This is a genomic window from Streptomyces sp. NPDC002838, from assembly GCF_040295365.1.
GTDB lineage: Bacteria > Actinomycetota > Actinomycetes > Streptomycetales > Streptomycetaceae > Streptomyces.
Window position 1 is genome coordinate 1 of the sequence record NZ_JBEOVF010000022.1, and the last position, 22,665, is coordinate 22,665.

Consider the following 22,665-nt stretch of genomic DNA (forward strand, 5'->3'; position numbering starts at 1 on the left):
CGAAGACGACACCCGTGCTGAAGTCCAGGATCCGCTTGGCCACCTCGGTCTCCGCACTGGTCATCTCCTGCCCCACGGCACGCCGACCGGCCGGCCGGGCCACCACGATCCCGCCGTGAATCAGCGGCACTCGTCGTCAGCCCATCAGTGGCCTTCGTCGCGGTTCGCGGCCTCCTCCTCGGCCTCCTTGGCCTGCACCTCGGGGTCGAGCACGGACTGGCCGCTGCCGTCCACGGAGGTCAGCCGACTCGATTCCGGCACCTCCGTCGCGGCGGGCGGCTCGACCAACCAGTCAGGGTTGGCCTGCTTGTCCCACCACTTCCAGGCGGCGAAAGCGCCGCCCGCGACGATGCCCGCGACCGCCAGCGCCTTGGCTAGCCGGCCGGCCCGCGCCCGCCGCTCATGTCGGCGGACGAGCTTCTGGATCTCCTTGGGCGAGACCTGGCCCCGTAGGGCAGCCAGTACGGCGGCACTGCGTGCGGCGGCCTCGCCCTTGACGGGTCCGGCCGCGGCCACCGCCTGCTCGAGCCTCGGCCGGGAGTAATCGGCGGCTTGCCGAGCGGCCTTGCGGGTACGCGTGGCAGCCTCGTGGGCGGCCTGGTCGACCTTCGGCGGCACATGCGAGCGAGCCTGCGAACGGGCCTGTTCCAGACGCGGCGCGAGATGAGCGCCGTACTGGACTCGGGCCTGTTCGGCCGCCTGCGACACCTTCGGCGCGAGCCGTACGCGTGCCTCGTGTGTGTAGTGCGTGGCCCTGTCCTTGGCCGTGTCGGCGTAGGGCGCCACCACTTCCGCGGCGTGCAGCACGCTGTCCTTCGCCGAGCCGGTCGCGGCGCGCACGCTGTCGATGCGGGTCACGGGTTCCTCCTCCTCGGTGGCGTACGGTATTTCGACTTTCCACCCTTTTACGGATCATGCCTGCCAACGGGCCCGGGGGCATGTGAGGGCGGGCATCCGGGTCATGGCTGCTGACTCCGGACCATCTCCGATCAAGAAATGCTCAAGATCCAATCACGTGCAATAGCGGATGAATCCAGGGCAACAGGAGCTTGTCGTCGACAATGCCACGGATCGACGCTCCGCGCCCCCGGCCCGGGGCTACTGGACCGGATTTCTGCGCGCAAAACCGTTGAACCCCGGCTCCCGGGTGGGTGCCGGGCGACGTGCGGAGCGAACCATGCAAGGATCGGAGGGGCACAGAATGACAACGGAAGGCAGATCGTGGCCGAGCAGCTCTACGCCACCCTGAAGACCAACCACGGCGACATCGACGTCCGGCTCCTGCCGAACCACGCCCCGAAGACGGTCCGGAACTTCGTCGAGCTCGCACAGGGCGAGCGGGAGTGGACCCACCCGGCCACCGGAGAGAAGTCCACCAAGAAGCTCTACGACGGCACGATCTTCCACCGTGTGATCAGCGGCTTCATGATCCAGGGCGGCGACCCGCTGGGCACCGGCATCGGCGGCCCGGGCTACGAGTTCGAGGACGAGTTCCACCCGGACCTGTCCTTCAACAAGCCCTACCTGCTGGCCATGGCCAACGCCGGTCCGGGTACCAACGGCTCGCAGTTCTTCATCACCGTCGCCCCGACGGCCTGGCTGAACCGCAAGCACACCATCTTCGGCGAGGTCACCGACCCGGCCAGCCAGAAGGTCGTGGACGCCATCGCCGCTGTCCAGACCACCCGCCCCAACGACCGACCGGTCAACGACATCGTCATCGAGTCGGTCGTCGTCGAGACCCGCGCGGGCTGAGACCCCCGGGATCCGCGGCCAAGGCCGCCCCGGCCAGCGCGAAGGCCTGCGCGAAGGGAACCAATCGCCCCGCTCATCCGTAAGGATGGGCGGGGCGGTGCATGTGCGTACGAGGGATGAGGGGATGTCATGGACCAGGCGGCAGGCAGTTCGCAGGACGCGCAGAGCCTGCCGGGCTGCTATCGGCACCCGGACCGCGAGACCGGCATTCGCTGCACCCGCTGCGAGCGGCCGATCTGTCCCGAGTGCATGGTCAGCGCTTCCGTCGGCTTCCAGTGCCCCGACTGCGTCCGCAGTGGCTCCGGCACCGGGCACGCACCCACCGCGTCCCAGCCCCGCACCATCGCGGGCGGCACCATCGCCGCAGACCCGCGTCTGCTCACCAAGATCCTCCTCGGGATCAACCTCGCGGTGTTCATCGCCGTCCGGGCGAATTCGTCGCTGCTGAACGACCTGGTCCTCATCGGCGCCTGGCCGCCGGCGCCCTTCGTGCCCACCGAGGGCGTCGCGGGCGGCGAGTGGTACCGCCTGCTGACCTCGATGTTCACACATCAGGAAATCTGGCACATCGCGTTCAACATGCTGAGCCTGTGGTGGCTCGGCGGTCCTCTCGAAGCGGCCCTCGGCCGCGCGCGTTATCTCGCGCTCTACTTGGTCTCGGGCCTCGCGGGCAGCGCCCTGGCGTATCTGCTCACGTCCCCGACCACTGCCACCCTCGGCGCCTCCGGTGCCATCTTCGGCCTGTTCGGCGCGACAGGCGTCCTCATGCGCCGCCTCAACTACGATCTGCGGCCGATCATCGCCCTGCTGGTGATCAACCTGATCTTTACCTTCAACCCCGGCTTCAACATCTCCTGGCAGGCCCACATCGGCGGTCTCGTCGCCGGTCTCGTCACTGGCTACGCGATGGTCCACGCCCCGCGTGAGCGGCGGGCACTGATCCAGTACGGGACCTGTGCGCTGGTCCTGGTGGTGGTCGTGGGCATGACATTGCTGAGGACCGCTCAGCTCGCCTGAGCATTCCTTTTGCGCAGGTGAGCAGGGTCGTTGTCCACAGCGGGTGTCGGATCCTGTGCATACCGTGCGGGAACAGCTGTGCCCCCTGTCGCTGACTCGCGTTTCCGCAGGTCAGGCAGGGGGCGAACAGGCTTTCGGTTGCCGGTCAGTCAGTCATACCGGCGTCAACACCCGATGAGTTATCCACAGATCGTCTTTCTTTTCCCCATGTGGAAAACCGCTGTGGATAACTCAGTGGATAGCCCTGGGCAGAGCTGTTTTCACCGGCCGGTGGCCCTTACTTCCACTGGGTGGAGACACCGAATCCGGCGGCGATGAAGCCGAAGCCCACCACGATGTTCCAGTTGTCCAGCTTGTCGATGGGCAGCGAACCGTCGGTCACGTAAAAGACCACGATCCAGGCGAGGCCGATGAGGAACATGGCCAGCATGACCGGTGCGACCCAGGACCGGCTGGTCAGCTTGATGGTGGTCGCCTGCTTCGCCGGGGGCGGCGTGTAGTCGGCCTTCTTGCGGATACGTGACTTCGGCACGAGGGTCTCTCCTGTCGATGCGCTGCGTGACCGCGCAGGGAACTGGGGCGGGCTCCGGGGCGGCGTACAAGGGGACACTTAGCGCTCCCCCGGGCGTCCGTTAGCGTAGTGCTTCCGTGGCGCCGAAGGAGATAAGGGTACGTTGAGCAATTCTGCCGACTCCCCCGGGACTGGATCCAGTCCCGCCCGCCCGCGTCGTTTCCGGCCCGTGCGGGTGCTCACGGCAGCAGTCTTCGCTCTCGCGGGGCTCATCTTCTTCACCAGCTTCAACACGGCCAAGGGCACCAACATCCGCACGGACACGTCCTTGCTGAAGCTGTCGGATCTCATCCAGGAGCGCAGCCGCAACAACGGTGAGCTCGGCGAGTCCAACGCCTCGCTGCGCCACGACATCGAGTCGCTCGCCGAGCGGGACGACGGCAGCACCAAGGCCGAGGACGACAAGCTGGACGCCCTGGAGAAGAACGCCGGCACGCAGAAGCTCACCGGCGAGGCGCTCACGGTCACGCTCGACGACGCCCCGCCGGGCGCCACCGCCAAGCTGCCCGGCTACCCCGAGCCGGAGCCCGACTACCTGGTCATCCACCAGCAGGACCTCCAGGCGGTGGTGAACGCCCTGTGGCAGGGCGGCGCCCGGGGCATCAAGGTCATGGACCAGCGGCTGATCTCCACCAGCGCGGTGCGCTGCGTGGGCAACACCCTGATCCTCCAGGGCCGCGTGTACTCGCCGCCGTACAAGATCACGGCGGTCGGGGACCCGGAGAAGCTGCGGAAGGCGCTCACCGCCTCTGAGGCGATCCAGACCTACATGGTGTTCGTCAACGTCTACGGGCTCGGCTGGAAAGTCGAGGAGGACGGGACGGTGACTCTTCCCGGCTACTCGGGCACAGTGGATCTGCAGTACGCCAAGCCCGTGGAGTGAGGCCTCTCAGGAGCCGCCGGTGCGTGTCGTCATCAGGTCCGTCAGCGAACTGTGCATCACCGTCGGCGCCCTGATCGTGCTGTTCGTCGTCTATGTGCTGTTCTGGACCGGCGTGAAGGCCGACCACGTCATGGACGACCAGATCGACCAGTTACAGGACCAGTGGTCGCAGGGGGCCGTGCGGCCCACGACCTCGGCCGACCCCGCCAGGCAGCCCGGCGCCCACGCCGAGCCGCCGAAGCCGGCGCCGTACGAGAGCGGCAAGCCCTTCGCGATCATGTACATTCCGCGTCTTGGTTTCACGTGGAACAAGCCGGTCCTCGAGAACACCGCCACCAGCACCCTGAAGAAGGGCCTCGGCCACTACGCGCACACCGCGCAGCTCGGGCAGAAGGGCAATTTCGCGGTCGCCGGCCATCGGCGCACGTACGGCGACCCCTTCAAGGACTTCCCCGAGCTGCGCCGCGGTGACGCGGTGGTGCTGACGGACGGGACGACCTGGTTCACGTACCGGATCGACAAAGGTCCTTACAAAACCGTGCCCTCGGACATTGAGGTGATCGACCCTGTGCCACGTAAGTCCGGGTACACCCGTTCGGGCCGCTACCTCACGCTGACCACATGCGATCCGGAGTGGGGGCACAGCCACCGGCTGATCGTCTGGGCGCATCTGGACTCCACACAGCCTGTGGAGGCAGGGAAACCACCGGCCCTGCGCCGTTAGTCTGGTGCGGTACGGCGTGAGTCTGGTGCCGTGGTGCGACGGAAGGGACGGCATGTACGGCTTTATCTGGCGGCATCTGCCGGGGAACGCCTGGGTGAAGGCGCTCATCTCACTCGTGCTGGTCGCAGCTGTGGTCTACGTCCTCTTCCAGTACGTCTTTCCGTGGGCAGAACCGCTGCTTCCCTTCAACGATGTGACGGTGGACAACCAGTGAGTGCGCGGATTCTCGTCGTCGACAACTACGACAGCTTCGTCTTCAACCTGGTCCAGTACCTGTACCAGCTGGGCGCCGAGTGCGAGGTGCTGCGCAACGACGAGGTGTCGACGGGGCACGCCCAGGACGGCTTCGACGGCGTCCTGCTGTCGCCGGGACCCGGCACCCCGGAGGAGGCGGGCGTCTGCGTCGAGATGGTGCGCCACTGCGCCGCCACCGGCGTCCCCGTCTTCGGTGTCTGCCTCGGCATGCAGTCCATGCAGGTGGCGTACGGCGGTGTCGTGGACCGTGCCCCCGAGCTGCTGCACGGCAAGACCTCGCTGGTCGAGCACGAGGGCAAAGGCGTCTTCGCCGGGCTGCCCTCGCCCTTCACGGCGACCCGGTACCACTCGCTGGCGGCCGAGCCGGCGACGGTCCCGGCCGACCTCGAGGTGACCGCGCGGACGCACGACGGCATCATCATGGGCCTGCGCCACCGTGAGCTGCCCGTCGAGGGCGTGCAGTTCCACCCCGAGTCGGTGCTGACGGAGCACGGCCACCGGATGCTGGCCAACTGGCTGGTGGAGTGCGGCGACCAGGGCGCGGTGGCGAGGTCGGCGGGGCTCGCCCCGGTGGTGGGCAGGGCCACGGCGTGACCGCCCTGCGCCCGGAGCGCGAGTCCGGCGCCGCCTACGGGGAGTCCTTCACGGACTCGCCGGGCGACACCGGCGATCAGGGGACCTCGTACGGGCAGCAGCCGTACGAGGCCTCCGGCGTGCTCGGGGACTGGTACGTCAGCGCGTCCGCGTCGTACGACATGGGCGCGGCCGAACCGTACGTACCGCCGCCCGACGAGGAGACCGTCGCCCTGCGGGTCCCCGATCCGCCGACGCGCGGAGCCGCCGGCGAGTCGATATCGGCTGGGTCCGCCTCTGACGCCTCATCCGTCACCTCCGCCACTGGAGGGACCGCGGGTGGCCGTGCGGCCCGCAGAAAGGCCGCCAAGCGGCGTCATGGGCGCCATGGGGGTGCGTCGGAGCCCCAGGTGTCCTCCGCCGAGTCGGCGGAGGACGGCAAGCCCCTGTCCCGCCTGGAGGCCCGTCGGCAGGCGCGGGCGCGCAAGCCCGGCGCGGCCGTCGTCGCCAGCCGGGCGATCGGTGAGGTGTTCATCACCACCGGTGTGCTGATGCTGCTGTTCGTCACCTACCAGCTGTGGTGGACGAACGTCCGGGCGCATGCGCAGGCGGACAAGGCGGCCAGCAGCCTCCAGGACGACTGGGCGAACGGCAAGCGGAACCCGGGCACCTTCCAGCCGGGGCAGGGTTTCGCCCTTCTGCACATTCCGAAGCTGGACGTGGTGGTGCCGATCGCGGAGGGCATCAGCAACAAGAAGGTGCTCGACCGGGGCATGGTCGGCCACTACGGCGAGGGCGCGCTGAAGACGGCGATGCCCGACGCCAAGACCGGCAACTTCGGGCTCGCGGGCCACCGCAACACGCATGGTGAACCATTCCGGTACATCAACAGGCTCAAGGCGGGCGACGCGATCGTCGTAGAGACGCAGAACGAGTACTTCGTCTACAAGATGGCGTCGATGCTGCCGGTGACGTCCCCGAGCAACACGAGTGTGCTGGACCCCGTCCCGCCGGGATCGGGCTTCACCGAACCGGGCCGCTACATCACCCTCACCACCTGCACGCCGGAGTTCACCAGCAAGTACCGGTTGATCGTCTGGGGCAAGATGGTTGAGGAACGGCCGCGCAGCAAGGGCAAGCCGGATGCGCTCGTCAGTTAAGGGCAGATGACCAGTGGCATCGACCACCGAGCACCAAGAGCACACCGACACGCCCGGACAGGCGCCCGCACCGCGCCGCCGTGGCATGGGCCGGATCGCCATGGCGGTCAGTGTCTTCGGTGAACTCCTCATCACGGCGGGCCTCGTGCTCGGCCTGTTCGTCGTCTACTCGCTGTGGTGGACGAACGTCCTCGCCGACCGCAAGGCGGACCAGCAGGGCGACAAGGTCCGCGACACCTGGGCCCAGGAGGACACCGGTCCCGGCGCGCTGGACACCAAGGACGGCATCGGCTTCCTGCATGTCCCCGCGATGAAGAGCGGCGAGGTCCTGGTCGAGAAGGGCACCTCGGCGAAGATCCTCAACGACGGCGTGGCCGGCTACTACACGGACCCGGTCAAGGCCACGCTCCCGACCAGCGGCAAGACCGGCAACTTCTCCCTCGCCGCGCACCGCGACGGCCACGGCGCGGCGTTCCACAACATCGACAAGCTGAAGAAGGGCGACCCGATCGTCTTCGAGACGAAGGACAAGTGGTACGTCTACAAGGTCTACGCGGCCCTTCCGGAGACCTCGAAGTACAACGTCAAGGTCCTGTCGGCGATCCCCAAGGAGTCCGGCAAGAAGAAGGCGGGCCACTACATCACGCTGACGACCTGCACGCCGGTGTACACGTCCAAGTATCGGTACATCGTGTGGGGGGAGCTGGTGCGGGTGGACGATGTGGACGGGGAGCGGACGCCGCCGAAGGAGCTGCTGTGAGGTGACTGAGCTCCTTGTGGGGGCTCAGTCGCTAACATGGCCAAGGCCCGAAGCCGCAACTTCCTTCCCACGTTGCCACGAAGAGGGCCACTTCCGCGCAGTGCAGAACCTTGGCCGCCCCGATGAACTTCTGGACGTCGGGGCTGGTGATGGAGAGGTAGGGCGCGAACCTTTTGCACTGGGCCACCAGCGCCGTCCGTCGGCCGTGAGTGCGGTGATGTCGACGCCTCGGTCTCCGCGGCCACCACGCACGACGACGTCGGTGCAGCCGTCGCGGCGCAGCAGTGTGGCGATTGTTCCTCGAACTTGCGGCCGCTCATGGCGTCCATGGCTGCCATGACTCCGGCGCGGGGCTGCTCGTCTTGAGGGGTCTGCAGCCTCTGCAGCCGGGCCTGGTGCTGGCGGAGCCGATGCTCGATTCGCTGGACTCCTGCCCGTAGAGCGATCAGCTCCCTGCGATGGTCGCCCGACGTTTCGATCAGCGCGTTGAACATCGGTACGACCCTCTTGCCGAGGATGTGGGTGATGCGCTGGTCGATGCGGTCGTCCAGCGAGATGACGTCCGTGGGGACAGGGTTTTCCACAGGCTGTGTCCGCGCCACGTACTCCATGTCCAGGAGGTAGACACGCACCTGACGTGCGACTTCGCTGTCCCGGATCCCACTGAGGTTCTTGAAGGACCTCAGTTCGTCTCCGGCTGGCAGACGCTAGCCGTTTGCCGCCAGCTCAGCTCGGTGGTCCTTGACGAGGGACTTGATGGCTTCGAGACCCACCTCGAAATACGCCGCCACCATCGCCGTCGTCACATGCATCCCGTCCGGCAGCAGCGACAGCGCCTTGACTCTGTCGAGTACGTCCGTGCGGTCCAGCACGCTGTCGCGCAACTGCGATACGAGCCGGTATTGGTACACGGCTTGGGACGAATTGGTCTGCGTCGAAAAGGTCACTCAGCAGGCGGACAGCGCTGATGGGGGGGCTCGATCAGCGATACAAACCGCTCGCCGGCTGGCGTCGTCTGGGCCGGTGCGCATGAGGCTGGCGTCTTCGACCGCAGGCACGGGAGCTGTTGAAATCCGGCCGACATGCCCATGCCGCTCAAGTTCACCGAGGGCAGAACGTGCAATCGCCGATTGCGGCCCGAATAGTGCGCACATGCCTGCGCTCCCGGGCTTGTGTGGGGGCGCAGGCGCGGAGCACCGCGACGGCCACGGCGCGGCGTTCCACAACATCGACAAGCTGAAGAAGGGCGACCCGATCGTCTTCGAGACGAAGGACGAGTGGTACGTCTACAAGGTCTACGCGACGCTTCCGGAGACCTCGAAGTACAACGTCAAGGTGCTGTCGGCGATCCCCAAGGAGTCCGGCAAGAAGAAGGCGGGCCGCTACATCACGCTGACGACGTGCACGCCGGTGTGGACGGGGAGTGGACGCCGCCGAAGGAACTGCGCTGACTGCGTTATTTCCGCATTTCCAGCAACTCAGTGCCCTAGCATGACGGAGGCCCGAAGCCGCAACTAGCTCTAGCGGCTTTAGTGCTCTTCTATGGCACGGCCAGAGCTTTAAGGCGCGCTCGGCGCTTTACGCCCCCAATTCGCACGGTTCACCGTCTGCCGACCGTGCCGGCGAAATTCTGCACGTGGCGCTCGATGAGTCAGCGGCCGGTCCGGTTCTTGCAGGACGATAGACGGGCTAGAACTAAAGGATGTCCCGCAATTTCTTTGCGGACAGGTTCCTTGGCACGCAAAAGGACGAGCCCCTGGCACCTTCTGAAAAGGTGCCAGGGGCTCGTTACGTCAGAGGCGCAGTGACTGCCATCCCGCGTTTGGAGATGGTCAGTCCTCCTGGCCCGCGACACCGCCGAAGAAGCCGCCGCCGTTGTTCCCGCCGTTGTTCCCGCCGTTGTTGCCCACGCCGATGGTTGTCAGCGTGATCTGTGTGCCAGCCGGGTCGTCGACCTCGGTGCCCGGCTGCGGGTCCTGCTGCTGCACGAACGCGTTGTCGCTCTGGTCGCTGCCGTCGGCGAACTGGATGTTGGTGAAGCCCTGCGCGTTGAGGGTCTGCTTGGCCTGGCCCACGGTCTGCCCGATGACGCTCGGGACCTGTGCCTTCTGCGCGGCCTTGCCGATCTGGATGGTCACCGTCTGGTTCTTGGCGACCTGAGTGCCCGCCTGTGGGTCGGTCGCGATGACCTTGCCCACCAGGGACTGGTCGTCGGTTTCCACATCGACGCAGTTGCCGACCAGTTCGTTGGCCGTCATCTGTGCCTTGGCCTCGTCGCAGGTCTTGCCGGCCACGTCGGGCACGGTGGACCTCTCCGGGGCCTTGGCCACGGTGAGGGTGATCGTGGAGCCCTTCTCCTGCTCCGTGTCGCCCTCGGGATCCTGACCGATCACAACGCCCGGCTCCCGATCCGACTCCTGCGTCTTCTGGTCGACCTCGAAGCCCTTGTCCTCGAGCTGGGACTTCGCCTTCTCGTAGGACAGGCCCTGGACGTCCGGCACGGTCACCTTCGGAGCGCCGGTCGAGACCACGAGGTTGACGGTGGAGTTCTTGTCGACCTTGGTGCCCTTGGTCGGATCCGTCGAGCAGATTCTGCCCTTGGGCTGCTCCTCGCAGGGCTTCTGCGTGACTGATCCCAGCTTGAGGTCGCTGTTGGTCAACAGCGCCTTGGCATCGGTTTGAGTCTGGCCGACGAGGCTGGGCACCGGAACCGTGTTGTCGGTCACCCCGTTACCCGCGAAGATCCACCTACCGATCAGCACCGCACCGACCAGTACCAGGATGCCTGCCACGACCAGCAATATCGTCGAGGTGTTCGACTTGTTCTGGCGGCGCCGGTCGGGGCGGTCGTCGTAGCCGAAGCCGCCCTCGTCCGGGTTCATCGGGGGCAGCATCGTCGTGGCCGCGGCGCCGCCCGCGTCGGCGCGCAGGGCCGTCGTCGGCTGGTCGTCGGGGTAGCCGCCGTAGCCCACGGAGCCCATCGCGGCCGTGGCCGCGACCGGCTGGCCGTCGAGGCAGGCCTCGATGTCGGCGCGCATCTCGTCCGCGGACTGGTAGCGGTAGTTCGGGTCCTTGACCAGCGCCCTGAGGACGATGGCGTCCATTTCCGGCGTGATCTCGGGGTCGAAGACGGAGGGAGCCTGCGCCTCTTCCCGTACGTGCTGGTACGCGACCGCGACCGGGGAGTCGCCGACGAACGGCGGGCGGACCGTCAGGAGCTCGTAGAGCAGGCAGCCCGTCGAGTAGAGGTCCGATCGCGCGTCGACCTGCTCGCCCTTCGCCTGCTCCGGGGAGAGGTACTGGGCGGTTCCGATGACCGCGGCCGTCTGCGTCATCGTCATGCCGGAGTCGCCCATGGCGCGGGCGATGCCGAAGTCCATCACCTTGACCTGGCCGTTGCGCGTCAGCATGACGTTGGCCGGCTTGATGTCGCGGTGGACGATGCCGTTGCGGTGGGCGTACTCCAGGCCCTGGAGGATGCCGATGGTCATCTCCATGGCGCGCTCCGGCAGCAGTTTGCGGCCGGAGTGCAGGAGTTCGCGCAGCGTGGAGCCGTCTACGTACTCCATGACGATGTACGGGATCGAGACCCCGTCGATGTAGTCCTCGCCCGTGTCGTAGACCGCGACGATCGCGGGATGGTTGAGCGAGGCGGCCGACTGGGCCTCCCGGCGGAACCGGGCCTGGAAGGACGGGTCGCGCGCGAGGTCCGCGCGCAGCGTCTTCACCGCCACGGTGCGGCCGAGGCGAGTGTCATGGCCGAGGTAGACCTCGGCCATGCCACCACGACCGAGCACATGGCCCAGCTCGTACCGGCCGCCGAGGCGACGCGGCTCTTCCATGCTTCCTACCAGCCCTCTCCGTCGGTCCCGATCCGCACGCTCGTGCGGGTCGGAGGCTGCCGTCCGGGCCTACCGTACCCGGCTCGCTTTGTATGACCTGGCCAAGCCCGCAACCCGATACAGGACCGGTATCGCAACGTGCACCGATGTGAAGGCGACGTGACGGGGCTCTCACTTCTTGCTGTTGATGACCGCCTCCATCACGCTCTTCGCGATGGGCGCCGCGAGGCCACCGCCGGAGATGTCGTCCCGGACGGCGTTCTCGTCCTCGACCACCACGGCCACGGCGACCGGCGCGCTGCCGTCGCTGAGCTTGGCATACGAGATGAACCAGGCGTAGGGGTTCTTGCTGTTGTTCTCGCCGTGCTGGGCGGTACCGGTCTTGCCGCCCACCGTGACATCGCCGCCGATCTGCGCGTTCTTGCCGGTTCCGTCCTTGACGACCGTCTCCATCATCGACTGCAGGATCTGGGCGTTCTTCGAGGACAGCGGCTGGCTCAGCTCTTCCGGCTCGGTCTGCTCGATGGTGTCGAGGCTCGGGGCCTGGAGCTTGTCGACCATGTACGGCTTCATCAGCGTGCCGTCGTTGGCGACGGCCGAGGCGACCATGGCCATCTGCAGCGGGGTCGTGGCGGTGTTGTACTGGCCGATGGAGGACAGTGCGGTCTGCGACTGGTTCATGCCCTCGGAGAAGACCGAGGCGCTGGAGCGGACCGGCGTGAACTGCTCCTCGGTGAAGCCGAACTTCTTGGCCTCCGCCAGCATCTTGTCGTTGCCGAGGTCGGAGCCGACCTTGCCGAAGACGGTGTTGCAGGAGTACTGCAGGGCGACCCGGAGCGTGGCGTTCTTGCAGGGGATGTTCCCCTCGTTCTTCAGCTCGGTCGTGGTGCCCGGCATGGTCCACGGCAGCGGCGAGTTGGTCTTCACGTCCGCGCCGTCGTACAGGCCGTTCTCCAGGGCGGCGGCCGCGGTGACGACCTTGAAGGTCGATCCCGGCGGGTACACCTCGCGCAGCGCCCGGTTCAGCATCGGGTCGTTCGGGTCGTTCGCCTTCTGGAGTTTCTGCCAGGCCTTGGTGTCGGTGGTGGTGGAGTTTCCGGCGAACGACGAGGGGTCGTACGACGGGTACGAGGCCAGGGCCAGGATCTTGCCGGTCTTCGGTTCGAGAGCCACCACGGCGCCCTTGCCGCGCTCCTTGAGGCCGTCGTACGCGGCCTTCTGCGCGGCGGAGTTGAGGGTGGTGACGACGTTGCCGCCCTCCTTCTCCTTACCGGTGATCATGTCGAGGGTGTTGCGGAAGAAGAGCCGGTCGTCGTTGCCGGTGAGGACGCCGTCTTCGATGGACTCCAGCTGGTTGGCGCCGAAGGCCTGCGAGGCGTACCCGGTGACGGGCGCCCACATGGGGCCGTCCTTGTAGGTGCGCTTGTACTTGAAGTCGCTGGACGAGGTCTCCTTGGACCCGGTGATCGACTTTCCGTCGACGATGATGTCGCCGCGCGGCTGTGCGTAGCGCTCGATGGAGATGCGGCGGTTGTTCTCGTTCTTCTGCAGGGCGTCGGCCTGGACGTACTGGAGCCAGTTGTCGCGGATGAGCAGGGCGAGGACGAGGAGACCGCAGAAGAGCGCGATCCGGCGCAGGGGCTTGTTCACGGGCGGACCACCTGGGTCATCTCGGCGTCGGGGTTGCTGGCGGGGGCCGGCGCGGGGCGGCGGGCGGTGTCGCTGATGCGGATGAGGATGCCGATGAGGGCCCAGTTGGCGATCACGGAGGAGCCGCCGGAGGCCAGGAACGGCATCGTCATACCGGTGAGCGGGATGAGACCCATGACGCCGCCGGCGACGACGAAGATCTGCAGGGCGAAGGCGCCGGAGAGGCCGGTCGCGAACAGTTTGCCGAAGGGATCGCGGGCGGCCAGGGCCGTACGGATGCCCCGCTCGATGATCAGGCCGTACAGCAGCAGGAACGCCATGACGCCGGCCAGGCCGAGCTCCTCGCCGACGGTGGCGAAGATGAAGTCGGAGTTGGCGGCGAAGCCGATGAGGTCGGAGTTGCCCTGTCCGAGACCGGTACCGAGGACGCCACCGGAGCCGAAGGACATGATCGACTGACCGATCTGCTCGCAGGCGCCGGAGGTTTCGTAGCAGCCGAAGGGGTCCAGCCAGGCGTTGACACGGACCTGGACCTGGCTGGCGAAGGTGGAGACGACGACCGCGCCGCCGGCGGACATCAGCAGGCCGATGACGATCCAGCTGGTCCGCTCGGTGGCGACGTACAGCATGATCACGAACATGCCGAAGAACAGCAGGGATGAGCCGAGGTCGTTCTCGAAGATGAGGATCAGCAGGCTGAGGGCCCAGAGGGTGAGGATCGGGCCGAGGTCGCGGCCGCGCGGCAGGTACAGGCCCAGGAAGCGGCGGCTGGCGAGGGCGAGCGCGTCCCGTTTCACCATGAGGTAGCCGGAGAAGAAGACGGCGATGACGATCTTCGCGAACTCGCCCGGCTGGATGGAGAACCCGGCGATGTTGATCCAGATCTTGGCGCCGAACACGTTGGCGCCGATGCCGGGGACGAGGGGCAGGAGGAGCAGGACGATGGCGGCGACCATCGAGATGTACGTGTAGCGCTGCAGGATGCGGTGGTCCTTGAGCAGCACCAGGACGGCGACGAAGAGCGCGATGCCGATGGCGGAGTACAGCAGCTGCCTGGGGGCGGAGGGGGTGAAGGAGTCGTACAGCCGCTCGGCGAGCTGCTGGAGCCGCTGCGACTGGTCGAGGCGCCAGATGAGCACCAGACCGAGGCCGTTGAGGAGCGTGGCGATCGGCAGGAGCAGGGGGTCGGCATAGGGGGCGAACTTGCGTACGACCAGATGGCCGACGGCGGCCAGCAGGCCGAGGCCCAGGCCGTAGCTCAGCAGGCCGGCCGGCACCTCGTCATGGATGGCCAGCCCCACGTTGGCATAGGCGAACACCGGAATCACCACAGCGAACACCAGCAGAGCGAGCTCGGTGTTGCGGCGGCTCGGTGCGCCGATCGCGCCGATGGTGGACGTGTGGTGCGTCGGTGGGTTGGTAGTACTGCTCATCGTGTGACAGGGCCTCTCACGGCTTGGCTACTGCTTGTCGCACAGCGAGACGACCTTCTGCTCCTGGTCGGAGAGGCTGGGGCCGGGGCTGGGAGTGGGCGCGGTCGTGGACGGGTCGGGCGAGTTCGGCGCCGATGGGTTCGGCGTCGGTGTGGCCTTGGACGTCAATGAGGCAGGTGTGGTTCCCGTGGTGCCGCCGGCTTCGCCCTCGCCGGTCCGGGCGTTCTTCTCGCTCTCGGCCGACTGCCGTTCGACCTCCTTCTTGCATGCGGAGGCCTGGACCGACAGCTCGGAGATCTTGGACTGGGCGTCCTTCAGCCCGCCCTCGGCGATCGTCGCCTTGACCTGCTTCTGCATGTACGTCGGCAGGTACTTGAGTTCGATCTCGGGGTGGTCCTTCTGCACCTTCGACAGCGAGACCCAGGCGAGGTCCTGGCTGATGCCCCGGTACAGGGCGACGTGCTCGCCGTTGGCGCCGACGTAGTACTGCGTCTGCGTCCAGCGCCAGCCGCCGTACAGACCGCCGCCCACGACGGCGAGGGCGAGGGCGGTGTAGAAGGATCTCTTCAGCCACTTGCGGCCCTTGCGGGGTTTGACGAAGTCGTCGTCGCCGTAGTCGCCGAAGCTGCCCGCGGGGATGTAGCCGGTGGTGTCGCCGGAGCCGGGCGGGCCGAACTCGCCGCCGCCCTGTCCGTGGCCCTGGCGGCCGAGTCCGGAGGCGCGGCCGGCCGGGGTCTGCATGATGCCGTTGTCGTGCAGCTGGTGCTGGTTCTCGGCGACCGCGCCGACCACGACCGGGGTGTCGGACAGCTGTCCGGCGAGGGTGTCCCCGGTGTCGAGGTCGAGGACGTCGGCGATGATGACCGTGATGTTGTCGGGGCCGCCGCCGCGCAGCGCGAGCTGGATCAGCTCCTGCACGGTCTCCTGGGGGCCCTGGTAGCTGGCGAGGGTGTCTTCGAGGGTCTGGTGGGACACGACCCCGGACAGCCCGTCGGAGCAGATCAGGTAGCGGTCGCCGGCGCGGACCTCGCGGATGGAGAGGTCGGGCTCGACGTGGTCGCCGCTGCCCAGCGCGCGCATCAGCAGGGAGCGCTGCGGGTGGGTGGTGGCTTCCTCTTCGGTGATGCGTCCCTCGTCGACCAGGCGCTGGACCCAGGTGTGGTCCTGTGTGATCTGGGTCAGGACGCCGTCGCGGAGCAGGTAGGCGCGCGAGTCGCCGACGTGCACGAGGCCGAGGCGCTGGCCGGTCCACAGGAGGGCGGTGAGCGTGGTGCCCATGCCCTCCAGCTGCGGGTCCTCCTCGACCATGGCGCGCAGCTGGTCGTTGGCGCGCTGTACGGCCGTACCGAGCGAGGTGAGGATGTCGGAGCCGGGGACGTCGTCGTCGAGCGCGACGATGGTGGAGATGGCCTCGGAGGAGGCGACCTCGCCGGCCGCCGCGCCGCCCATGCCGTCGGCGATGGCGAGCAGGCGCGGACCGGCGTACCCGGAGTCCTCGTTGCCTTCCCGGATCATGCCTTTGTGCGATCCGGCGGCGAAGCGCAGTGACAGACTCATGCGCACCTCGCCCGTCGGCTCCGGGTACATCCGCACGGTGCCCACCCTCCGGTCGGGAGCGCGCCGGGGCCCGGGGTGAGGGCCGCCGCTGCGTGCTCGCTCCGCTCGCTCATTGTCGTACTACTTCCGCAGCTCGATGACGGTCTTGCCGATGCGGATCGGCGCGCCCAGCGCAATGGGTGTGGGGGTCGTCAGCCGCGTTCGGTCGAGGTACGTGCCGTTGGTGGAGCCCAGGTCCTCGACGATCCACTGGCCGTCGCGGTCCGGATAGATCCTGGCATGACGGCTGGAGGCGTAGTCGTCGTCCAGCACGATGGTGCTGTCGTGCGCCCGGCCCAGCGTGATGGTCTGGCCCTGGAGCGCGACGGTGGTGCCGGTGAGTGTGCCCTCCGTCACCACCAGCTTGGTGGGGGCGTTGCGCCGCTGTCGGCCGCCCGCGGCCTGCTGGCGCTGCTGCGGGGGCGCGGCCTGGCGGGCGGCCTGCTGCTGCCGTCCGCTCTCCCGTCGCGAACCGCGCTGCGTGACGCGGGTACCGAACAGATCGCTGCGGATGACCTGCACGGCCACGATCACGAACAGCCACAGTACGGCCAGGAAACCCAGCCGCATGACCGTGAGGGTCAGCTCTGACATTGCCCCCGCTTCACCCTTCGGCTTGCCGGTAAATGATGGTGCTGCTGCCCACGACGATCCGCGAGCCGTCGCGGAGCGTAGCGCGGGTGGTGTGCTGCCCGTCCACCACGATGCCGTTGGTGGAACCGAGATCCTGGATCGTCGAGGGCGTTCCGGTCCGGATCTCGCAGTGCCGGCGGGAGACGCCGGGGTCGTCGATCCGCACGTCGGCTTCGGTGCTGCGGCCCAGCACGAGCGTCGCGCGGGAGATCTGATGGCGGGTGCCGTTGATCTCGATCCAGTAGCGGGTGCGACCGCCGGCGGCGGGCGCGGGTGCGGCCGGGGGCCGCTGTCCACTCGCGGGCTGCGGGTAGCCGTAACCGCCGGGACGGCCGCCCGGCGGCGGCGCGGCCGGCATCGGCGGGGCGCCCGCGGGCGCGGCGGCCGGCGGGTAGCCGTAGCCGCCGGGGGCACCGGGGGCGGCGGGACCCGGACGTCCGGCCGGGGCCGAGGGGGCCGGGGGCGAGGCCTGCTGGTTGGTGGAGGAGGCGAGCGTACGGCTGCGCACCCGGTACAGGCCGGTGTCGAGGTCGTCCGCCTTCTCCAGGTGGACCTTGATGGCGCCCATGAAGGTGTAGCGCTGCTGCTTGGCGTAGTCGCGCACCATGCCGGCGAGCTCGTCGCCGAGCTGGCCGGAGTAGGGGCTGAGCCGCTCGAAGTCCGGCGTGCTCAGCTCCACGATGAAGTCATTGGGTACGACCGTCCGGTCGCGGTTCCAGATGGTCGCGTTGTTGTCGCACTCGCGCTGGAGCGCTCCCGCGATCTCCACGGGCTGGACCTCGGACTTGAACACCTTGGCGAAGGTGCCGTTGACCAGACCTTCGAGACGCTGCTCGAACTTCTTCAGGACTCCCATGGGGCACCTCCTCCGTAGCTGCTTCCGTCCTGTGTCCCGCTGAGCGGGCACTGCCTTGCTTCGTACTGCTGGTACTGCTTACTGATCGTATCCACGCGCCGGTAAATCGGCTGGTTCCCCCTGTCGGCCCGGTCGACGGGTGTCGACGCCTCCGAGGTTCCCTCCGGATGTCCCCTTCGAACTCCTCTCGCGGACTCGTCCTTGCCAAGGATCGTAGAGGCGGCCGCAGACAAGTGTCCCGCACCGGGCTGTGGACCCCGACCGGCTCCTGGGGAGACGGGCCGGACCGGTACGAGGTTGATACGTGAACCGGCACACGTTGATACGTAGCAGGGGGGCAGGCGGGTTGGTGGGAGACGATCGGGGCGGGCCGGCGGGGGGACGGTGGGGGGAGATACCGAGTGTGCTGGTCGGCGGCTGCCCGGGCGGAAGGGATGTGAATCCACCCCTTCTAGCGTGCTAATGTTCTGGGTGTCGGAGGGCAGCAACCCCAAGGGGTTTGGGCCCGAAGACACACCCAATGCGCGGGTGGCGGAATAGGCAGACGCGCTGGATTCAGGTTCCAGTGCCCGCAAGGGCGTGGGGGTTCAACTCCCCCCTCGCGCACCAACGGGACGGGCGGCATCGTGATCACGATGCCGCCCGTTCTGCTGTGTGGATCTTTCTCACGGTTGATTCTGACGCTTGCGTTCTGTGAGGAACGTCTCAGGCTGTCGTACGGTCCGAGAGGCCCGGGGAGAGGAAGCAGGTGCCCTACCGTCACGCCACGGAGCGGGTGGACAGTACCGACCTCGCCTGCGGAGTGGTCCTGCACTCCGCCCCGGGGTACCCCGCCTTTCCCGTGCGGCTGGCCGTCGAGATCTTCCTGCGGGGCCTGGACCACCTACCGGACGACGGTCCGGTGACCCTCTGGGACCCCTGCTGCGGCAGCGGTTACCTGGTGACGGTGCTCGGGCTGCTCCAGCGCCGTTCGCTGCGGCGGGTGATCGCCTCCGACGTGGATCCGGAGCCGGTCGGGCTGGCCCGCAAGAACCTGGCCCTGCTCACGCCGGAGGGGCTGGCCGCGCGCGAGCGGGAGCGGCGCGAGCAGAGCGAACGGTTCGCGAAGCCCTCGTACCTGGAGGCGGCCGACGCGGCCCGGAGGCTGCGCGAGCGCCTGACCGCGGACGGCGGCGGGCTGCCCTGCACTGTGGGGACTGCGGACGTCTTCGATGCCGAGGCGCTGGCCCGGGTCGTCTCCGGATCGCCGCCCGACCTGGTGGTGACGGACCTGCCGTACGGGGAGCGGACCCAGTGGGCGGGTGAGGTGCCCGGTGAGCCGGTGACGGGGATGCTGCGGTCGCTCGCGTCGGTGCTGCCGCCGCACGCCGTCATCGCCGTGACCGACCGCGCCCGCAAGATCCCCGTCGCACCGGTACGGCCGCTGGAACGGCTGAAGATCGGAACGCGCTCGGCGGTGCTGGTCAGGGCTTCGGCGGTGCGGGACGCCTGACGTTGCCTAACCTTGCCGAACACGACGGTCCATTCCAGAGAGGGGCACCCAGTGGGTAGCACGCCCGCGACGCTTCGGGTGAGTACCCGCAACGCCCGCTTCCAGCAGTGGGAGGCGCTCCTCGGCAACCGTACGAAGCGACAGCGCGCCGGCGAGTTCGTCGTCCAGGGCGTGCGTCCCATCACCCTGGCCCTGGACCACGGCTGGTCGCTGCGTGCCGTCCTGTACTCGGCCGACCGCGAGCTGTCGCAGTGGGCGCGGGAGACGCTGCGCCGGGTCGGCCGGGACGTGCAGCGGGTGAAGATGGACTCCGGTCTGCTGCGCGAGCTGGGCGGAAAGGACGAGGCCACGCCCGAGCTCCTCGTCGTCGCCGAGCTGCCCCCGGACGACCTGGACCGCCTCGCCCCCGAGCCCGACTTCCTGGGCGTGGTCTTCGACCGTCCGACCACACCCGGCAACATCGGGACGCTCATCCGCTCCGCCGACGCGTTCGGGGCGTCGGGGCTGATCGTGTGCGGTCACGCGGCGGACGTGTACGACCCCAAGGCGCTGCGCGCCAGCACGGGGTCGGTCTTCGCCGTGCCGACGGTCAGGGTGCCCGCTCCGCGTACGGTCGCGGACTGGGCCGAAGGGCTGCGCGAGGGCGGCCTGCCGGTGCGGATCCTGGGCACCGACGAGCACGGTGAACGGGACGTCACCGAGGTGGACCTGACCGGCCCGGTGCTGCTCGTGATCGGCAATGAGACGTCCGGGATGAGCGCGTCCTGGCGTGCGCTGTGCGACGAGACGGTGCGGATTCCGATCGGGGGCGCGGCCAGTTCCCTGAACGCGGCGGCCGCGGGGACCGTGGCGCTGTATGAGGCGGCACGTCAGCGGGGGTTCAGGGGCGGGGCGCGTGCCGACGGGCGCTGACGGCGCGCAGGGCGAGGGTGGTGGTCCGTCTCGTGTGCTGACGTCCAGCCGCGTTGTCCACAGGTGTGGAGTTGTCCACAGGGTCTGACGCGTTTCCGTGACCGGCTGTACGGTCGGCACGAGTTGATGTTCGTGCGTGTGCGGGGGAGGCGGTCGGAATGACCCAGGCCGGTGCTGAGACGGCCGCGGAGACGGCGGGGGCGGAAGGCGGCACGCGCCGGATGCCTCGGGTGCGGGGTTTCGCCGAGTGGCCGACTCGGGGGACGCCCAAGGAGGAGGGCAAGGCGCTGCGGCGCCAGGTCCCGCGCGGCGCGCACGCCACCCTCGACCTGGACGGCGGCCGGCCCGACGCCGTGAGCGCGGTCGAGGAGTCCAGCCGCGGCCGGATTCCCGAGCTCAAACCGATACGGGTGGGCAGGATGGCGGCCACGCCGTTCGCCTTCCTGCGCGGTGCGGCGGGCCTCATGGCGTACGACCTGGCGCGCACCCCCATGACCAGGATCCGCGCCCAGATCTGCGGCGACGCCCACGCCGCCAACTTCGGCCTGTACGCCGACGCGCGCGGCGGCCTGGTCATCGATCTGAACGACTTCGACGAGACGGTCCACGGCCCCTGGGAGTGGGACCTCAAGCGGCTCGCCGCCTCGCTCGTGCTCGCCGGGCGCGAGGCGGGCGCGGACGAGGACACCTGCCGCAGGGCGGCGCACGACGCGGTGGGCGCCTACCGCCGCACCATGCGGCTGCTCGCCAGGCTCCCGGTCCTCGACGCGTGGAACGCCATCGCGGACGAGGAGCTCGTCTCCCACACCGACGCCCACGACCTGCTCGGCACGCTGGAGCGGGTCTCCGAGAAGGCGCGGGCCAACACCAGCGGGCGCTTCGCGGCGAAGTCGACCGAGTCGACCGAGGACGGCGGGCGCCGCTTCGTCGACGCCCCGCCGGTGCTGCGGCGCGTCGCGGACGCCGAGGCCGCGACGGTGGCCGCGTCCCTGGAGGAGTACCTGACCTCGCTCTCCGAGGACCGCCTTCCGCTGCTGGCCCGCCACGCGGTGCACGACGTGGCGTTCCGCGTCGTCGGCACGGGCAGCGTCGGTACGCGGTCGTACGTCGTGCTGCTCCTGGACCACCGGGGCGAACCGCTCGTCCTCCAGGTCAAGGAGGCCCGCCCCTCGGTGCTGGTGCCGCATCTGGTGAGCGCCGGGTTCGAGGCGCCCGAGGTGGCGCACGAGGGCCGGCGGGTGGTCATGGGCCAGAAGCGCATGCAGGTGGTCAGCGACATCCTGCTGGGCTGGACGTCGGTCGACGGGCGGCCCTTCCAGGTGCGGCAGTTCCGCAACCGCAAGGGCAGCGTCGACCCCGCGGCCCTGGCCGCCGACCAGATGGACGACTACGGCCGGATGACGGGCGCGCTCCTGGCCCGCGCCCACGCCCACAGCGCCGACCCGCGCCTGATCGCCGGGTACTGCGGCAAGAACGAGGAACTGGACGAGGCGATCGCCACATTCGCCGTCGCCTACGCCGACCGGACCGAGGCGGACCACGCTGAGCTGCTGGCGGCGGTGCGGGCGGGGCGGGTCGCGGCGGAGACGGGGGTGTGAGCGGGAGCCGGGGAGCCCGGGATACGGCAGGCGGGCGCCCAGGGTGATCAGGGCGAGGCCGGTGTGCGCGGAGGTCCCCGTCGGTCGTGGCCTACGCTGGTCGGGTGACGACCCCGGAAGCTGAGCAGGGTGGTGTCGCCGGTGAGGGCCGGGTGACGCCGGAGGGCGGTGTGCCCCGGCCCGAGGAGCGGCTGGAGCGGGCCGTGCGGGCCGCCGAGCAGGCACTCATCGAGTACGAGATCGCGGTGGAGACCTTCCGTATCGAGGTCGAGAACTTCGAGCGGCTGCACCACCAGAAGCTCGGCCCGATGTACGCACGGCTCGACGAGCTGGACGCCCGGATCGCCGAGGCCCGGGCCGCCCGCACCGGTGATCCCGAGGACCTGCGCAAGGCGGACGAGGCGCGGGCCCGGGTCATGCCGATGCCCGGTGTCGAGGAGCTGTTCCACGGCTGGATGGATGGCCAGGGGCTGTTCCCGGAGGCCGCGGCGATGCTCAACGATCAGCCGGTACGGCCCCCGCAACGCGTGCGCCCGAGCGACGAGGCCCGCAAGCTCTACCGCGAGCTGGCCCGCAAGGCCCACCCTGACCTGGCGCAGGACGAGACCGAACGGGGGCGGCGCGAGGAGTTCATCACCCGGGTCAACGGCGCCTACGCCCAGGGCGACGAGGCGCTGCTGCGGGAGCTGGCCGAGGAGTGGGCCGCCGGGCCGAAGCCCCCGGAGCAGGGGCCGACCCCCAGCGAGGAGCTCTACGCCCGCCTCGAATGGCTCGCCCGGCGCAAGGAGCTGCTCAGCGTCGTCGCCCGGGAACTGGAGGAGAGCGCGATCGGCTCGATGCTCCGGATGGCCCCGGACGACCCCGACCGTCTCCTGGACGAGGTCGCCGAACAACTGCTGGCCCAGCTCACCGAGCGCGAGGCGGAGCTGTCGGAGCTGCTCGGGTAGCGATCCGG

General features: G+C 68.7%; 21 protein-coding genes, 1 tRNA gene and 1 pseudogene. 14 read left to right on the forward strand and 9 right to left on the reverse strand.

Annotation, left to right across the window (positions count from 1 at the left end; genetic code table 11):
- Positions 1-144: 144 nt before the first annotated feature.
- Positions 145-858 carry a DUF5324 family protein gene (locus ABT063_RS26045; RefSeq protein WP_351060893.1) on the reverse strand — a complete coding sequence of 238 codons (714 nt, stop codon included), beginning with the start codon at positions 856-858 and terminating at the stop codon, positions 145-147.
- Between the two features lie 363 nt (positions 859-1,221).
- Here ABT063_RS26045 and ABT063_RS26050 point away from each other — a divergent pair, with 363 nt between their 5' ends.
- Both ABT063_RS26050 and ABT063_RS26055 read left to right on the forward strand, forming a co-directional pair.
- Positions 1,222-1,755, forward strand: coding sequence for a peptidylprolyl isomerase (locus ABT063_RS26050; RefSeq protein ID WP_351060896.1), 534 nt, complete (start codon positions 1,222-1,224; stop codon positions 1,753-1,755).
- A gap of 129 nt (positions 1,756-1,884) precedes the next feature.
- Entirely contained in the window at positions 1,885-2,772 is an 888-nt protein-coding gene (locus ABT063_RS26055; RefSeq protein WP_351060899.1) for a rhomboid family intramembrane serine protease, read from the forward strand.
- Positions 2,773-3,049: 277 nt separating this feature from the next.
- Here ABT063_RS26055 and crgA read toward each other — a convergent pair whose 3' ends face one another.
- Complete coding sequence (gene crgA, locus ABT063_RS26060) at positions 3,050-3,304, reverse strand: cell division protein CrgA (RefSeq protein WP_351060902.1); 255 nt, start codon at positions 3,302-3,304, stop codon at positions 3,050-3,052.
- A gap of 142 nt (positions 3,305-3,446) precedes the next feature.
- Between crgA and ABT063_RS26065 the strand changes: the two genes are divergently transcribed.
- The 6 genes from ABT063_RS26065 to ABT063_RS26090 are packed head-to-tail and all read left to right on the forward strand — an operon-like array spanning position 3,447 to position 7,698.
- On the forward strand, positions 3,447-4,226 hold the full coding sequence (locus ABT063_RS26065) for a DUF881 domain-containing protein (RefSeq protein ID WP_351060905.1): 780 nt from the start codon (positions 3,447-3,449) through the stop codon (positions 4,224-4,226).
- Positions 4,227-4,245: 19 nt separating this feature from the next.
- Positions 4,246-4,950, forward strand: coding sequence for a class E sortase (locus tag ABT063_RS26070; RefSeq protein WP_351060908.1), 705 nt, complete (start codon positions 4,246-4,248; stop codon positions 4,948-4,950).
- Positions 4,951-5,002: 52 nt separating this feature from the next.
- Positions 5,003-5,164 carry a hypothetical protein gene (locus ABT063_RS26075; protein WP_172629235.1) on the forward strand — a complete coding sequence of 54 codons (162 nt, stop codon included), beginning with the start codon at positions 5,003-5,005 and terminating at the stop codon, positions 5,162-5,164.
- Complete coding sequence (locus tag ABT063_RS26080) at positions 5,161-5,799, forward strand: aminodeoxychorismate/anthranilate synthase component II (protein ID WP_351060912.1); 639 nt, start codon at positions 5,161-5,163, stop codon at positions 5,797-5,799. The genes ABT063_RS26075 and ABT063_RS26080 overlap by 4 nt, the downstream gene beginning before the upstream one ends.
- Positions 5,796-6,938, forward strand: coding sequence for a class E sortase (locus ABT063_RS26085; RefSeq protein ID WP_351060915.1), 1,143 nt, complete (start codon positions 5,796-5,798; stop codon positions 6,936-6,938). Before ABT063_RS26080 ends, ABT063_RS26085 begins: the two co-directional genes overlap by 4 nt.
- Positions 6,939-6,951: 13 nt before the next feature.
- The gene (locus ABT063_RS26090) at positions 6,952-7,698 is read left to right on the forward strand and encodes a class E sortase (RefSeq protein WP_351060918.1); all 747 of its coding nucleotides are present in this window, start codon (positions 6,952-6,954) and stop codon (positions 7,696-7,698) included.
- A gap of 707 nt (positions 7,699-8,405) precedes the next feature.
- On the opposite strand, the gene ABT063_RS26095 is transcribed toward ABT063_RS26090, so the two are convergent.
- Entirely contained in the window at positions 8,406-8,645 is a 240-nt protein-coding gene (locus ABT063_RS26095) for a hypothetical protein (RefSeq protein WP_351060921.1), read from the reverse strand.
- Between the two features lie 241 nt (positions 8,646-8,886).
- On the opposite strand from ABT063_RS26095, the pseudogene ABT063_RS26100 reads away from it, so the two are divergent.
- Positions 8,887-9,129, forward strand: a pseudogene (locus ABT063_RS26100) (sortase domain-containing protein); the annotation flags it as partial.
- A 401-nt stretch (positions 9,130-9,530) separates the two neighbouring features.
- Here ABT063_RS26100 and pknB read toward each other — a convergent pair.
- The 6 genes from pknB to ABT063_RS26130 form a co-directional block, all read right to left on the reverse strand.
- Positions 9,531-11,540 carry a Stk1 family PASTA domain-containing Ser/Thr kinase gene (pknB, locus tag ABT063_RS26105; RefSeq protein WP_351060924.1) on the reverse strand — a complete coding sequence of 670 codons (2,010 nt, stop codon included), beginning with the start codon at positions 11,538-11,540 and terminating at the stop codon, positions 9,531-9,533.
- Positions 11,541-11,711: 171 nt separating this feature from the next.
- The gene (locus ABT063_RS26110) at positions 11,712-13,190 is read right to left on the reverse strand and encodes a peptidoglycan D,D-transpeptidase FtsI family protein (RefSeq protein WP_351060927.1); all 1,479 of its coding nucleotides are present in this window, start codon (positions 13,188-13,190) and stop codon (positions 11,712-11,714) included.
- The gene (locus ABT063_RS26115) at positions 13,187-14,623 is read right to left on the reverse strand and encodes an FtsW/RodA/SpoVE family cell cycle protein (protein ID WP_351060930.1); all 1,437 of its coding nucleotides are present in this window, start codon (positions 14,621-14,623) and stop codon (positions 13,187-13,189) included. The genes ABT063_RS26110 and ABT063_RS26115 overlap by 4 nt, the downstream gene beginning before the upstream one ends.
- Before the next feature lie 27 nt (positions 14,624-14,650).
- A complete protein-coding gene (locus ABT063_RS26120; RefSeq protein WP_351061298.1) occupies positions 14,651-16,210 on the reverse strand; it encodes a Stp1/IreP family PP2C-type Ser/Thr phosphatase in 1,560 nt (519 codons plus the stop codon).
- A 90-nt stretch (positions 16,211-16,300) separates the two neighbouring features.
- Complete coding sequence (locus tag ABT063_RS26125; protein WP_351060933.1) at positions 16,301-16,813, reverse strand: FHA domain-containing protein FhaB/FipA; 513 nt, start codon at positions 16,811-16,813, stop codon at positions 16,301-16,303.
- Between the two features lie 10 nt (positions 16,814-16,823).
- On the reverse strand, positions 16,824-17,708 hold the full coding sequence (locus ABT063_RS26130) for an FHA domain-containing protein (protein WP_351060936.1): 885 nt from the start codon (positions 17,706-17,708) through the stop codon (positions 16,824-16,826).
- A gap of 522 nt (positions 17,709-18,230) precedes the next feature.
- Here ABT063_RS26130 and ABT063_RS26135 point away from each other — a divergent pair.
- The 5 genes from ABT063_RS26135 (at position 18,231) to ABT063_RS26155 (ending at position 22,657) form a co-directional block, all read left to right on the forward strand.
- Positions 18,231-18,317, forward strand: a tRNA-Leu gene (locus ABT063_RS26135).
- A 139-nt stretch (positions 18,318-18,456) separates the two neighbouring features.
- Complete coding sequence (locus ABT063_RS26140; protein WP_351060939.1) at positions 18,457-19,200, forward strand: rRNA methyltransferase; 744 nt, start codon at positions 18,457-18,459, stop codon at positions 19,198-19,200.
- Between the two features lie 78 nt (positions 19,201-19,278).
- The gene (locus ABT063_RS26145; protein WP_351060942.1) at positions 19,279-20,112 is read left to right on the forward strand and encodes a TrmH family RNA methyltransferase; all 834 of its coding nucleotides are present in this window, start codon (positions 19,279-19,281) and stop codon (positions 20,110-20,112) included.
- Positions 20,113-20,270: 158 nt separating this feature from the next.
- Entirely contained in the window at positions 20,271-21,710 is a 1,440-nt protein-coding gene (locus ABT063_RS26150) for a DUF2252 domain-containing protein (protein ID WP_351060945.1), read from the forward strand.
- Positions 21,711-21,814: 104 nt separating this feature from the next.
- Positions 21,815-22,657 (forward strand): J domain-containing protein, encoded by an 843-nt coding sequence (locus ABT063_RS26155; RefSeq protein ID WP_502990890.1) that lies wholly within the window; start codon positions 21,815-21,817, stop codon positions 22,655-22,657.
- The last annotated feature ends 8 nt before the right edge of the window (positions 22,658-22,665 follow it).

Coding starts and splice junctions, on each gene's coding strand:
- ABT063_RS26055 (WP_351060899.1), top strand. CDS start 1,885: ATGGACCAGGCGGCAGGCAGTTCGCAGGACGCGCAGAGCCTGCCGGGC.
- ABT063_RS26075 (WP_172629235.1), top strand. CDS start 5,003: ATGTACGGCTTTATCTGGCGGCATCTGCCGGGGAACGCCTGGGTGAAG.
- pknB (WP_351060924.1), bottom strand. CDS start 11,540: ATGGAAGAGCCGCGTCGCCTCGGCGGCCGGTACGAGCTGGGCCATGTG.
- ABT063_RS26115 (WP_351060930.1), bottom strand. CDS start 14,623: ATGAGCAGTACTACCAACCCACCGACGCACCACACGTCCACCATCGGC.
- ABT063_RS26120 (WP_351061298.1), bottom strand. CDS start 16,210: ATGTACCCGGAGCCGACGGGCGAGGTGCGCATGAGTCTGTCACTGCGC.
- ABT063_RS26125 (WP_351060933.1), bottom strand. CDS start 16,813: ATGTCAGAGCTGACCCTCACGGTCATGCGGCTGGGTTTCCTGGCCGTA.
- ABT063_RS26130 (WP_351060936.1), bottom strand. CDS start 17,708: ATGGGAGTCCTGAAGAAGTTCGAGCAGCGTCTCGAAGGTCTGGTCAAC.
- ABT063_RS26150 (WP_351060945.1), top strand. CDS start 20,271: ATGACCCAGGCCGGTGCTGAGACGGCCGCGGAGACGGCGGGGGCGGAA.